Source organism: Campylobacter hominis ATCC BAA-381, assembly GCF_000017585.1.
GTDB classification, from domain to species: domain Bacteria; phylum Campylobacterota; class Campylobacteria; order Campylobacterales; family Campylobacteraceae; genus Campylobacter_B; species Campylobacter_B hominis.
The window spans coordinates 1,615,142-1,628,319 of record NC_009714.1 but is presented as its reverse complement, the minus strand read 5'-3'; the positions used below and the strand labels follow the sequence as shown (position 1 = coordinate 1,628,319).

The window sequence follows — 13,178 nt, the reverse complement described above, 5'->3', positions numbered from 1 at the left end:
ATTTGGATGTGCGAAATTTCAAAATTTCGCACATTTTTATAATTAGCAAGAATAGCTTGTAGCAAACTCAAATGCAGTTGGGCGCGCTTCATAAGGCCAAACTTGAGTTTCAAATTTGAAATGTTGATAAGTTTCTATAAATAAATCTGTCATCACAGGTTTTAAATAATCATTATCGCGAATAACCGCCTCCAATGAGCCGCGCAATGTGTGTGGGAATTGTTCTATTCCTTTTTTACGAATTTCATCAAGGCTTAATTCAAAAAGATTTTCATCCATAGGACCTACAGGTTCTATTTTGTGTTTAATGCCGTCAAGTCCTGCCATAAGCATCGCTGTAAATGCCAAATACGGACAAGCAGTGCCGTCAGGAAAACGCATTTCCGCTCTTACAGAGTTTTCTCCGGCGCCGAACGGAATTCTGCAACTTGCAGAACGATTTTGGCAGGAATATGTCAAAATACTTGGCGCTTCAAAGCCTGGAATTAAACGTTTGTAACTATTTGTGCTTGGGTTTGTAAAAGCCGATACGCTTCTTGCGTGAGATAAAACGCCGCCTATATACCATCTTGCGATGTCACTTAAATTTCCATATGTGCCTTTTTTGTAGAAAAGATTTTTGCCGTTTTTCCAAATTGATTGGTGTGTATGCATTCCGCTTCCGTTATCACCGTAGAGCGGCTTTGGCATAAATGTAGCCGTTTTTCCGTTTAGATGAGCTACCATTTTTACTACATATTTATATTTTTGCACGTTATCGGCTGCTTCTACAAGAGTGCTGAATTTTACTCCGATTTCTCCTTGAGCTTGTGCGGCTTCGTGGTGGCACACAAATGTTTCAAGTCCTACCTGCTCTAAAACTTGAACCATTTCAGCCCTAAGATCTACCATACTATCTACCGGTTGAACGGGAAAATATCCGCCTTTAGGTCCGGGGCGGTGACCTGTATTAAAGCCGTCTTTGTAGTCTTTGCCACTATTCCAAGCACCTTCTTCACTATCTACATGATACATGGCGCAGTTTATACTGTCTATGATTTTTACATCGTCAAATATAAAAAATTCGTTTTCAGCGCCGAAATAACAAGTATCCCCGACTCCGCTTTCTTTTAAATATTTCTCAGCTTTTTTAGCTATTGAACGCGGACATTTTTCATAAAGTTTTCCTTTATAAATATCATAAACATCGCAAATAACTATAACCGTAACATCTGAAGTAAAAGGATCCAAAAATGCCGTATCAATATCAGGTTTTAAGATCATGTCGGATTTGTTTATCGGTTGCCAAGCTTCTACAGAACTTCCGTCAAATGGAATTCCATCAACGAAATCTTTATCTAATCTTTTATAATTATAAGAAAGATGATGCCATGTACCTTTCATATCTGTGAAACGAAAATCTACAAATACAACTTCGTTTTTATCGCAAAAATCAAAAAATTCTTTTACGTTACTTACAAATTTTCCCATTCTTTCTCCTTGAAAATTTTTGTCACATTGTAATATTTAAAAGCTTAAATTCTGTTTTATAATAATTGGTAAATTTTTAAGATTTCGGTTTTTTGTAAAATTTAATATATTTTGAAAATAAAATATATTAAATTTTATTGTTTATATAAATTTTTAAAAATTTATTGATATTTTTAACTTAAATAATAAGCGTAAAAATTTTATAAAATTTTTACGATAAATCTATTTTAGATAAGTTCCATGTTCAGTCGGACTTGTTTGAATTTCCGTATTTTTTTCTCGTGAACTTTTGAAAATATATGAATTTTCACCTTTTAGATATGCGATTATATATCCTACTTCAGTTGAGCTTGTTCTAGCTGCAATTTGTTGCATAAGGCCTTTGTTCGCTCCGCCAAAATCAAAATCCGATGTATATTTTGCTACTCTTACCGCAATTGCCTCAGCATCTATATTTTTAAGTTTTGCAGAAGTTCCATAAGCACGTTTTTCGCCGTTTTCACCGTGACATCTTGCACATTTTTCTAAAAATATTTTTTTACCTTTTTCGGCTGTGTATTTGATATTTGTATTTATTCCGGTGCCTAAAAAGCGACTATCGCCTACATTTTGATTTTTTTCATATATATTTATTTTGACATTTTCATCTTTACTATGCTTTTGAATAAGCTCTTTTAATTCTTCGCCAAACTCACCTTTAGCTTCAAATACATAAGTTTTTTCATCATCTGCATAAGCACTGAATGCTAAAAAACATAACAAAAATGAAATTTTAATAATTTTCATAAATTTTTCCTTGTCTTAAATTTAAAAAGGCGCAGCCGAAGCTACGCCAATATTTTAACTCAAATAGTTAAACGATTAGAAACTGTATTTTGCTTCAAATCTGAATCTATTGTCATCATCGCCACTATCTTGATCAATGTATGAATACCATGTTTTGAATTTAAGTTTTTCATTGTATTTGTAATCAATTCTTGCAACAACTTCTGATGCATCATAATCACCATCTTCTCCGAATGAGCCATCCACATAATCAGCACCGATTCTTAAACCTGTATCAGGGATAGTAACGCCTGCTGTTACAAACCAGTAATCATTTTTACCTTCATATAGTGCATAATCAACTAGTTCTTCACCAGCTTTGATAAAGCTTCCACTATCTTCAAATGAACTTAAACTTACACTCTCATCATCGCTTGCAGAGTAATTTACATAGCCGGCTGACATATCAAAGAAATCAATATTTGCAGAAGCTTCAAAGCCGAAGAAATTAGAATCATCTACTCCTATTGTATCGGCAAAATCATTGTCAAAATTTGCAAATCCATATTGACCTTTTAAACCGACTGTAACGTCATCATTTACATCAAAATTTGCACCTAGTTCAACAGCAAACAAGCCTACTACATCGTTCAAATATGCATACCAAAGTTGGAAAGATACAGGATCATAAGAGCCGATAGCACCTACACCATATAAATCGTGATCTGTAACTCTTTTTCCTGTTAAAGCATGAATCGCATCTTGTCCTTTAAGAGCTGGATCTTCAAGTAATTCCCCTGCATCTAAGCCATTTGAACTTATATCACCATCTTGCTCAAGAGCATCCATCCATAAAGCACCTAGAGTTAAACCTTGGATATCACTGTTTAGAACAAACAAACCGTCACCATACATATCATCTGTAAAGAATGAAAATACATTTTGGCGACCTAGTTGAACTGTAGTATTACCTACTGTATATCCGATATATGCTCTATACATATCAAATTGATCATCTGCAGTATTATTATAAACACCATCACCAAAGTTTCCATTACCGCTATTGTATCCATACTCTGTAGCACCGCCGTCGTTACCATATCTTACACCTGCTACTGCAAAGAAATTATCATCAACTTTTGCTTTGAAATCAATTACAGATTTGATATTCCATTTAGCATCAGACACCTTTTTTTTCTCATTGTTTACAGATTTATCAGCCTCATCAGCTGTATATCGTAAACGCATAAATCCGCTTACATCTACATCTTTGATAGCTTCTTCTAGTGGAACAGCGCTTGCAGTTGTAGCAAGAGCACCTGCAGCAAGAGCTGCAACTAAACTAAGTTTTAATAGTTTCATTTAGAACTCCTTAAAAAAATATGCCGTAAGTTTATCATATAAAATTTAATTTTTTGCTTAAAATTTTATAAAATTTACCGAAAGATTACTATTTTATTACCGATTATTAACAATTCTTTTTAAAATTCTGTAAAACTGAATATGGTTTAATCAAAAATATCTCATAAAATTTTCATTATAATATGTATTAAAAAATTTTTACAATAAAAAATATAAATTATTTTTCTGAAATTTTTAAATATCCGATTTATTGAAAATTTAAAAAATGCTTTTATGGTGCCAAAATCTTACAATTTTCTCATCTTTTTAATCTCGTCGCGTAAAGCCGCCGCTTTTTCAAATTCCAATTTATCGGCGGCTTCCATCATCTGTTTTCGCAAATCTTTAACGATTTTCGCCCGTTCGCTTGAAGGCATTTTTTCCGCTTTCATAGCTCTATCGATTGCTTCAGTGTCGTCAAGTTTTAAGCTTTCCTCCACATTTCTGCTGACGGATTTCGGTGTTATATTGTGTGTTTTGTTGTATTCGTCTTGATATTTTCTTCTTTTTTGAGTTATTTCAATGGCTTCTTTCATGGAATTTGTGATTTTTTTGCAAAACATTACCACTTTTCCATTTACATTTCTTGCAGCCCGCCCCATTGTTTGGATAAGACTCGTGCGCGATCTTAAAAAACCCTCTTTATCGGCGTCCATTATCGCAATCAAACTGACTTCAGGCAGATCAAGACCTTCGCGAAGTAAATTTATGCCGATCAGCATATCAAAATCTCCGGTTCTAAGTCCTCGAATCAACTCGTTTCGCTCAATTGCGTCGATATCGGAATGCATATATTTTACTTTAAGGCCAAGTTCCAGATAATATTTACTAAGCTCTTCAGCCATTTTTTTTGTCAGCACGGTTACTAAAACTCTTTCATTATCGGCGATAACCTCTTTTGCCATATCATATAAAATTTCCACTTGATTATCACTGTCTTTTAAAACAATCTCAGGGTCAAGAAGTCCTGTAGGACGTAAAATTTGGTAATAAACATGGTCTTTGCTGAGTTCAAGCTCGTAATCGTTCGGTGTAGCCGAAACAAAAAGAAATTTGGCGCGTTTATTTATAAACTCATCAAACATCAAAGGGCGGTTATCAAGCGCGGAAGGAAGTCTGAAACCATACTCAACAAGTGTTTCTTTGCGGCTTCTATCACCTGCATACATACCGCGAAATTGCGGCAAACTCACATGGCTTTCATCAATGATAACCAAATAATCCATTCCTTTGATTTCATAATAATCGAAGAGTGAATATGGTGTTTCGCCTGCATTTTGACCTGTTAAATATCTTGCATAATTTTCGATTCCTTTGCACATTCCTGTAGATTCCAGCATTTCAAGATCAAAATCCACTCTTTGCTTTAATCTTTGCGCTTCAACCAATTTGCCATTATCATTAAAAAATTCAAGTCTTTCGCCAAGTTCGTTTTCTATCCCTTTTATCGCCTCTTTCAAACGATTTTCGCCTACTATAAATTGTGAAGTCGGATATAAGATAAATTTTTTTAAATTTTGAGTTTTTTTGTTTTCAATCACATCGAAATGATACATATCATCAAGTTCATCGCCGAAAAATTCAAGTCTAATCGCTTCATCGTTAAAATATGCAGGATAAATATCTATTATATCGCCGTTTACGCGAAAATCTCCGCGATCAAAATATGTGTCGTTTCTGCTGTATCCCATATCCACAAGTTTTCTAAGCAGAAATTTAAGACTGAATTTCTTATTTATCTCTAAAAACAGTACCATTCCTTGATATTCTGCAGGATTTCCTAATCCGTAATTCGCTGAAACGGAAGCTATTGTTACAACATCGTCAAAACTAAGCAAACTTGCCGTAGCAGAAAGTCTAAGACGCTCCAATTCATCATTTATAGAACTGTCTTTTTCTATAAAAAGATCCTGACGCGGAATGTAGGCTTCGGGCTGATAATAGTCATAATAACTTATAAAATATTCAATGTGATTTTTTGGAAAAAAGCCTTTAAATTCGCTGTAAAGCTGTGCTGCAAGGGATTTATTGTGTGTCATTATCAAAGCAGGCATTTGTAAATTTTTTATAATATTTGCCATTGTAAAAGTTTTGCCTGAACCGGTAACACCTAATAAAGTTTGATATTTATTTCCGTTTTTTATTGATGCGGTTATATTTTCAATCGCATTTTGTTGATCTTTGCTTGGCGAGAATTTACTGACAATTTCAAAATTTTTCAAAGTTTTCTCCAACTATTTCGTAGAATTTTATAAATTTTATGCTAAAATCATAAATTATATCAAAAAAAGGTTAGCTATGTTTGAAAATGATGTAAAAAAAGTTTCGTTGGCTCAAAAGGTTGCAGAGCTTATCAAAACATTTAAAGAATTAAAAGCTCAAAACGAAACGCTAAGAAATGATTTAGTCGCTTTAAAAGGTCAAAATGAAGCGCTTAGCATACAAATTAGTAAGCTTGAAAACGATGCTAATGAGCGCGTTTTGAATGATGATGAATTATTTAAAGAAATAGATGAAGTCTTGCAAAAATGAAAAAAATAGTTGTCAAAATTGTGAACAGTTCACTTTCGAAGTCTTATACCATAAATTTGGAAGATGATTTTGCTAAAGCATTTGAAAATGAATTGAACAATTTGATGAACGGAACAAAATTTATTGATGCAGGCAAACTTTTGGAAGCTTTTATCCAAAAAAGCTATGAAAATTTCTTGGATATTAAAAAAATTGATTCGCTAATCAGTGAAAACGGAAAGGAAAAAATATGAAAAAAGGTTTTAGTATCGGTTCGATTGTGTTTTTGTTGATCATAATTTTTGTGATTGTAAAGGTTGTAATGCCTAAAGTAAATGCTGTGAAGGACGGCACTCTTGGAATGGCAAGCGGAATGCTTTTAAAAGGGGCTTACGAAGATATCAAAAGTGATTATTTCGCGCAAGGCGAACTTCGTTCTTTAAACTCAAGCATAAAAAATATTTCGCTCAAAGATTCTTTTAGCGAAGCCGATTGGAATAGCGTTCCTCAAATAGACAAACCGATTGATTTCAGTATTGGCGGCTCAAAAGATAAAGGAAATATGATAGTGTGCGCTAGAATTATATTTAAAAAAGATGATAAAGGTATTTACCTTACTGTCGAGCCTGAAAATCATAAGCGTGAGCTTTGCGAACAATTTCAACAATCAAGCGAATTTCAACAATATTCAAGCAGTAATTTTTATTTGGAAGATTGATCATTTTTATAAGGCATAAATTTATGCCTTATACGTTACAGATATAATCCATATTTATTTAAAAAAACAGTAAAATTTTTATTTGGAATTTTAATAGCTATTTTTTAATGATAATTAAAATTTAGTTGATTTAAAATTTTATGCGATAGAAGCCTGGTCTAAAGACATGGTTTCTATCGCTTTTTAACAATCTTTTTTATTTTTTAGATTGATCTTTGCAGGATTTTGTATGTTCACTGCATTTTTTGTCATCTTTTGATGTTTTAGAAGCAGCATCTTTAGGTGTTTGTTTCTTGTTCATTTTTGTTTTTGACATTTTTAATCCTTTCGTATGAATTTTATAGAATTCTTTTCTATAATTGAGGCGGAATTATAGCACTTTTTTATAATTTTGCATCCGTTTTTTATATTTATTTTTATAGCTTATTTATAAGAATATCGATAAATGAGACAAAAAAACACAATCTAATTTGTAATAAAATATTAAATTTTTTGAATTTAAAAGAATTAAAGTTGCAAAAATAAAGTGTTTATAAAGAATTTTAATTGATTTTTACTATTACAGTGTATTTGAAAATCAATTTTATAAATAAAATTTTACTTTTGTATATTTTTCTTAAATTTCAGTAGGTTTGGCAGTTTTAAATTTTTAAATTTTGAAGCTATGTTTGAAACTGTTGAATCCACTTTATTTATTCCAGGACTTAAAATCGCTGCGTCGACTCCGATTTGAGCAAGCTTTTTCAAATTTCTTTCAAAATGCAAATAAACAGCGATTTTTGCATCAAAGAGATATTTTTCCGCTAACTCCTGCGCTGTTTTCGCCGTTTTGAAATTTACCACTATAAATTTCGCTCCTGCAGCGTTTGCAATTAAAATTTCATTTATATTATTTGTGCGGACGCTGAAAATTTTATTGAAATTTTGTGCCAGAATGATTTTCTGTCTATCGAAATTAAAAAGGAGATTATCAAATTTTGAAATTTGGCTCATACTTTTTATCTCATTAAAAGGTTCAAATTTTACAATTTTGTCGCCTATTATTATCATTTTTTATCCTTTATGCAATCTTTACAGAAATATTTGCCGTCCGAAATTATCATTTCGTCTATATTACCGAAAATATGGCAGCTTTCACATTCTACGAAATTTTGCGTTTTTTTGTCATTTTTCCCCGTGCGGAATTTAGGCAATATAAAAAAATAAATCAAAGCAATTATTAAAATCGCCATAAACAGTTTAGCAAACATCATTTCCCTTCAAAAGTGCGTATTTGCGCATATTATTTTCAAAAATTTCAGCTTTTAAATTTCCTAGCTCATCTTTTACATTTGATCCTTTATAAAACAGAAACTTTGTATGAGTATCAAAAAATCCATGAGAAATTTTAATCAAATCAGGCACTTTCATTACAGCCCTTGAAGTGATTAAATCCGCGATAAAAGGTGTTTCATTCTCAATTTTTGTGTTATGGATTATAATGTTTTTAAGTTTTAAATTTACTTTCGCATAAGTTAAAAATGCCGCTTTTTTTGTATTAGGTTCAAAAAGATGCCATTTCGTATAAGGTAGAACCATCGCTAAAAATATCGCCGGAAAACCTGCGCCTGAGCCGATATCAATAGCAACTTTCGGCATTTCAGTTATAAATTTCAGTCCTTCGAGACTATCTTCTATCACGGCGCTTAAATCATTGTAGTTTGTTATACTGTGAATTTTGTTAAATTTTTCCAGGCATTTGCCGAATTGTTCTATCTGCTCGTTAAAATTTTCAGGCTTTTTTATTATCATCCAGTAAATGCCCCATTTCGTTTTTTTTGGTTTGCAGATATTTTTCGTTAAATTTATTCGGTTTTATGATAATCGGCACGCGTGCGGCGACTTTTACATTATGAAGTCCCATAAGTTTTTTAGGATTGTTTGTAAGTAAATTTATACTTTTTATTTTATAATATTTTAAGATAAAATCCACTATTTCGTATGTTCTTTCATCAGTTTTGAAGCCAAGCTGATGATTTGCTTCAATCGTATCAAGTCCTTTGTCTTGTAAATTATAAGCGTTTATTTTATTAAAAAGTCCGATATTTCGTCCTTCTTGACGCAGATAAATTACCATACCGCCGTTTTTTTCTATAAATTTCAAACTCTCTTCAAGCTGATCTCTGCAATCGCATTTTAAACTGCCGATAGCGTCGCCTGTAAGACACTCCGAGTGGATTCTTATATTTACCGGCTCTTTGTAAGGTTCTTTTATTATTACCAAATGTTCTTTTTCATCTTCTTTAAAAGCCTGTACTTTAAACATACCGAAGCGGGACGGCAGCTTTGCAACATTTGAAATTTCAATATTCATTTAAAATTTACTCCATTTGTGATAAACTTACAAAAATGTAATTGTATCCAAAAAAAGGAAAAATAATGTTTAAACGATTCAGGCGACTTCGCATAAATGCGGTTACAAGAGAGTTGGTGCGCGAAACACATCTTAACACGAGTGAGTTTATTTATCCGCTTTTTGTAGTGAGCGGAAAAGGTGTTAAAAACGAGATAAAATCAATGCCGGGCGTTTTTCAAATGAGTATTGATGAAATTTTAAAAGAGTGCGAAAATTTGCAAAATTTAGGTATAAAATCGATTTTACTTTTCGGAATTCCAAGTGTAAAAGATAGCATTGGAAGTGACGCTCTGAGTGAAAACGGTATAATTGCGACAGCACTTCGCGCTATAAAAGATAAATTTCCAAATCTTTTTGTGATAACCGATCTTTGCTTTTGTGAATACACAGATCACGGTCACTGCGGCATTTTAGATAAAGTTCATGAAACGGTCGATAATGACGCTACACTTGAAATTTCAGCTACGCAAGCTTTAATTCACGCAAGAAACGGTTCGGATATGATAGCGCCAAGTGGAATGATGGACGGAATTATCGAAACTTTAAGAAATGCGCTTGATGGCGAAGGTTTTGAAAATTTACCGATAATGGCGTATTCTACTAAATTTGCAAGCGGATATTACGGACCGTTTCGTGATGTAGCTGAAAGTTCGCCAAGTTTCGGAAACAGAAATTCATATCAAATGGATCCTGCAAATCGCCTTGAAGCGATAAATGAGAGCTTGCAGGATGAAGCGCAAGGAGCCGATATTTTGATGGTGAAGCCGGCGCTTGCTTATTTGGATATTTTGCGCGATGTAAGAGAACGCACACTTTTGCCGCTTTGCGCTTACAATGTAAGCGGTGAATACGCGCTTTTAAAAGGTGCCGCAAAACTTGGACTGATAGATTACGATCGTGTTATGATGGAAACATTAATCGGAATAAAACGGGCCGGAGCCGATATGATAATCACATATCACGCAAAAGAAGCAAGTGAAATTTTAAGAAAATTTAATTAAAAGGGCATATTATGAGACATTTCTTAACATTAAACGATTTTAGCAAAGCTGAAATTTTAGAAATTTTAAGCTTGGCGGATAAAATCAAAAAAGAGACAAAAAATAAAAAGTATGAGCCATATCTAAAAAATCAAACATTGGCTATGATTTTTGAGAAAAGTTCAACAAGAACGCGCGTAAGTTTTGAAACAGGCATTTATCAACTTGGCGGTCAAGGGCTTTTTTTAAGCAGTAGGGATATTCAGCTTGGCAGAGGCGAGCCTATAAAAGATACGGCAAGAGTTATTTCAAGTATGGTCGATATGGCGATGCTTCGCGTATATAAACAAAGTGATTTGGTGGAATTTGCGAAATTTTCAAGTGTGCCAGTTATAAACGGACTTAGCGACGATCTTCATCCGGTGCAACTAATGGCTGATTATATGACTATCAAAGAGATTGCAAACGGTGAAACTATAGCTTACATCGGAGATGGAAATAATATGAGTAATTCATGGCTTATGCTTGCTTCCATTTTGGGGCTTGAACTTCATATCGCAACACCGAAAGGATATGAGCCGAACAAAAATTTTATAAATATAGCAAAAGAGAATGCGAAAATTTCGGGCGCTAAAATTTTACTCACTCATAATCCGAAAGAGGCGATAGAAGGCGCTAATGTAGTAGCTACCGATACTTGGATTTCAATGGGTCAAGAAGATGAAAAAGAGCGCAAAGTAAAAGATTTCGAAAGCTTTTGCGTAAATAAAAATTTGATGAGTTTGGCTTGTAAAGATGCTATTTTGCTTCATTGTTTGCCGGCATATCGCGGTTATGAAGTTAGCGATAAAGTTTTTGAGAGTCATGCAAGAGATATATTTTTGGAAGCCGAAAACAGACTTCACGCACAAAAAGGAATTATGGTTTGGTTGGATGCTCACAGGAATGATTGATGAAAGATGAAATAAAAAAGCAGATAGAGCAAAGTAGCGAAAATTTCGGACTTACCAACAAAGAAAAGACGATTTTTGAAATTTCATCAAATGATAAAAACGGTGATAAAAAACTTGTTTTAAAAAGCGGCTCATGGCAAGGCGATGAGCCGTGGTTCGGGATTGATGAAAATGGTGGACTTCATACGATGGTTTCGCTTTCTATGCTTTCAAATTTAGTTTCACTTTACAAAAATGCGGCTAGAGAAAATTTCAATTTAAAACTTGAAAAAAGTATTTTGCAACGTATACCGATTGATTTCGGTGATGTTTGGATTGTCTGTATGGATGAAATAAAAAAAGTCGCCAAAAAAAATCAGAATATGAATACTTTGAATATAAATTTCGATGCTGTTGTAGAAAAAGTAAAAAGTGAGCATCCGAATTTATTTGTAGATATTGAAAATTTGATAAAAAAGGATAACAAATAATGATAGATTTTGATGCCTATGCCAAATTCTCACGTCCTGGACCAAGATATACAAGTTATCCGACCGCTTTGGAATTCAGTCAAAAATTCAGATACGAAGAATATGTCAATGAATTAAAAGCTCAAGCACAGGAAACTCCGCTATCTTTGTATTTTCATATGCCGTTTTGTCGCTCTGCGTGCTATTTTTGCGGTTGCAATGTAATTTATACAAGCAAAAGCGAAAAAATGCATAGATATTTGGATTACATGAATAAAGAAATGCAAATTTTAAGCGGCATAATTGACACTTCCCGCGTTGTAACACAAATGCATTTCGGTGGAGGAACGCCTACATATTATGATGCTGATGAACTTGATTTTCACATCAAAAATATTAAAAAATACTTTAAAAATTTTGCAAAAGACGCTGAAATCAGTTGTGAAATAGATCCCAGATTTTTAAATGAAGAGCAACTTGATGTTTTAGTAAAACACGGTTTCAATCGCATAAGTTACGGTGTGCAGGATTTTAATGAAAAAGTTCAAAAAGTAATTCATAGAGTTCAACCTTATGAAATGACTAAGAATGCGATTGATTTGGCACGCCAAAAAGGTATCAAATCAATAAATACGGATCTTATCTACGGGCTTCCTTATCAAACTTTGGAAAGTTTTAAGGAGACATTAAGGCTTGCACTTACACTTGATGTCGATCGTTTTGCTATTTTTAATTATGCGCATGTTCCATGGATTAAAAAATCAATGAGGAAATTCGATGAAACTACCTTACCAAGTCCGAAAGTTAAACTTGAAATTTTAAAATTTACACATGATTTTTTGACTTCGAACGGATACAAAATGATTGGAATGGATCATTATTCTAAACCGACAGATGAGCTTCACGCTGCACTTGAAAACGGCACTTTGCACAGAAATTTTCAAGGATATACGACAAAAGGCGGTGCTGATTTGATAGGTATCGGACTTACAAGTATCGGTGAAGGAAAAAGATATTATGCGCAAAATTTCAAAGATATGCCGCTTTACGAAAAAGCGATAGACGAAGGGATTTTGCCGTTTTTTAAAGGAATCTTATTAAACAGTGAAGATTTGCTTCGAAAAGATGTGATAATGGGACTTATGAGTAATTTTCGCGTAGATATCAAAAAGATTGAAAGCAAATTTAACATTGATTTTTTTGAACATTTTGCAAAAAGTTTAAAAGAACTTGAAAAACTGAATGATTTTGTAGAAATTTCACCTGAAAAAATATCGGTTACACAGACAGGAACATTACTGATCCGTAATATCGCAATGTGTTTTGATGAATATATGAAAAAGAATTTAGGTGATAAAAAATTCTCAAAAACAGTGTGAAATTTAATATAAAAGCAGATTGTTTTTGAACATTCCGCTTTTATGATTTTAAAAATAATTTTGATGTGATTTTTTTGTAAATTTTAAAATTCATCGTAAAATTTTAATACTATTCGTTTTTATATAGTTAAAAATTTTTTAGACAAAATTTTAATTT

15 protein-coding genes are annotated in these 13,178 nt (G+C 33.0%); 7 read left to right on the top strand and 8 right to left on the bottom strand.

Annotated elements, in window-relative coordinates:
• Positions 1-42: 42 nt before the first annotated feature.
• From glnA to uvrB, 4 genes are all read right to left on the bottom strand, one after another.
• Positions 43-1,470 (bottom strand): type I glutamate--ammonia ligase, encoded by a 1,428-nt coding sequence (glnA, locus tag CHAB381_RS08000; protein WP_012109529.1) that lies wholly within the window; start codon positions 1,468-1,470, stop codon positions 43-45.
• A 222-nt stretch (positions 1,471-1,692) separates the two neighbouring features.
• Entirely contained in the window at positions 1,693-2,256 is a 564-nt protein-coding gene (locus CHAB381_RS07995) for a c-type cytochrome (protein WP_012109528.1), read from the bottom strand.
• Positions 2,257-2,331: 75 nt separating this feature from the next.
• On the bottom strand, positions 2,332-3,597 hold the full coding sequence (locus CHAB381_RS07990) for a major outer membrane protein (protein WP_012109527.1): 1,266 nt from the start codon (positions 3,595-3,597) through the stop codon (positions 2,332-2,334).
• A 287-nt stretch (positions 3,598-3,884) separates the two neighbouring features.
• Complete coding sequence (gene uvrB, locus CHAB381_RS07985; protein ID WP_012109526.1) at positions 3,885-5,858, bottom strand: excinuclease ABC subunit UvrB; 1,974 nt, start codon at positions 5,856-5,858, stop codon at positions 3,885-3,887.
• Between the two features lie 76 nt (positions 5,859-5,934).
• Between uvrB and CHAB381_RS07980 the strand changes: the two genes are divergently transcribed.
• Genes CHAB381_RS07980 through CHAB381_RS07970 form a run of 3 tightly spaced genes read left to right on the top strand, consistent with a single transcriptional unit; the run spans position 5,935 to position 6,865 of the window.
• Positions 5,935-6,168 (top strand): hypothetical protein, encoded by a 234-nt coding sequence (locus CHAB381_RS07980; protein ID WP_012109525.1) that lies wholly within the window; start codon positions 5,935-5,937, stop codon positions 6,166-6,168.
• Complete coding sequence (locus CHAB381_RS07975; RefSeq protein WP_041570544.1) at positions 6,165-6,401, top strand: hypothetical protein; 237 nt, start codon at positions 6,165-6,167, stop codon at positions 6,399-6,401. Before CHAB381_RS07980 ends, CHAB381_RS07975 begins: the two co-directional genes overlap by 4 nt.
• On the top strand, positions 6,398-6,865 hold the full coding sequence (locus CHAB381_RS07970; protein ID WP_012109523.1) for a hypothetical protein: 468 nt from the start codon (positions 6,398-6,400) through the stop codon (positions 6,863-6,865). Before CHAB381_RS07975 ends, CHAB381_RS07970 begins: the two co-directional genes overlap by 4 nt.
• A 597-nt stretch (positions 6,866-7,462) precedes the next feature.
• Here CHAB381_RS07970 and CHAB381_RS07965 read toward each other — a convergent pair.
• From CHAB381_RS07965 to ribA, 4 genes are read right to left on the bottom strand one after another with little or no spacing between them, the layout of a single operon-like run.
• Positions 7,463-7,915, bottom strand: coding sequence for a hypothetical protein (locus CHAB381_RS07965; RefSeq protein WP_012109520.1), 453 nt, complete (start codon positions 7,913-7,915; stop codon positions 7,463-7,465).
• Positions 7,912-8,115 (bottom strand): PP0621 family protein, encoded by a 204-nt coding sequence (locus tag CHAB381_RS07960; RefSeq protein ID WP_012109519.1) that lies wholly within the window; start codon positions 8,113-8,115, stop codon positions 7,912-7,914. Before CHAB381_RS07960 ends, CHAB381_RS07965 begins: the two co-directional genes overlap by 4 nt.
• Complete coding sequence (gene rsmG / locus CHAB381_RS07955; protein WP_012109518.1) at positions 8,105-8,656, bottom strand: 16S rRNA (guanine(527)-N(7))-methyltransferase RsmG; 552 nt, start codon at positions 8,654-8,656, stop codon at positions 8,105-8,107. Before rsmG ends, CHAB381_RS07960 begins: the two co-directional genes overlap by 11 nt.
• Positions 8,637-9,218 carry a GTP cyclohydrolase II gene (ribA, locus tag CHAB381_RS07950; protein WP_012109517.1) on the bottom strand — a complete coding sequence of 194 codons (582 nt, stop codon included), beginning with the start codon at positions 9,216-9,218 and terminating at the stop codon, positions 8,637-8,639. The genes rsmG and ribA overlap by 20 nt, the downstream gene beginning before the upstream one ends.
• Before the next feature lie 65 nt (positions 9,219-9,283).
• Here ribA and hemB point away from each other — a divergent pair, with 65 nt between their 5' ends.
• Genes hemB through hemN form a run of 4 tightly spaced genes read left to right on the top strand, consistent with a single transcriptional unit; the run spans position 9,284 to position 13,021 of the window.
• The gene (gene hemB, locus CHAB381_RS07945) at positions 9,284-10,261 is read left to right on the top strand and encodes a porphobilinogen synthase (RefSeq protein WP_012109516.1); all 978 of its coding nucleotides are present in this window, start codon (positions 9,284-9,286) and stop codon (positions 10,259-10,261) included.
• A gap of 11 nt (positions 10,262-10,272) precedes the next feature.
• Complete coding sequence (gene argF / locus CHAB381_RS07940) at positions 10,273-11,193, top strand: ornithine carbamoyltransferase (protein WP_012109515.1); 921 nt, start codon at positions 10,273-10,275, stop codon at positions 11,191-11,193.
• Positions 11,193-11,663: a DUF2603 domain-containing protein gene (locus CHAB381_RS07935; RefSeq protein WP_012109514.1), complete on the top strand. Its 471-nt coding sequence runs from the start codon at positions 11,193-11,195 to the stop codon at positions 11,661-11,663. The genes argF and CHAB381_RS07935 overlap by 1 nt, the downstream gene beginning before the upstream one ends.
• Complete coding sequence (hemN, locus tag CHAB381_RS07930) at positions 11,663-13,021, top strand: oxygen-independent coproporphyrinogen III oxidase (protein WP_012109513.1); 1,359 nt, start codon at positions 11,663-11,665, stop codon at positions 13,019-13,021. The genes CHAB381_RS07935 and hemN overlap by 1 nt, the downstream gene beginning before the upstream one ends.
• The last annotated feature ends 157 nt before the right edge of the window (positions 13,022-13,178 follow it).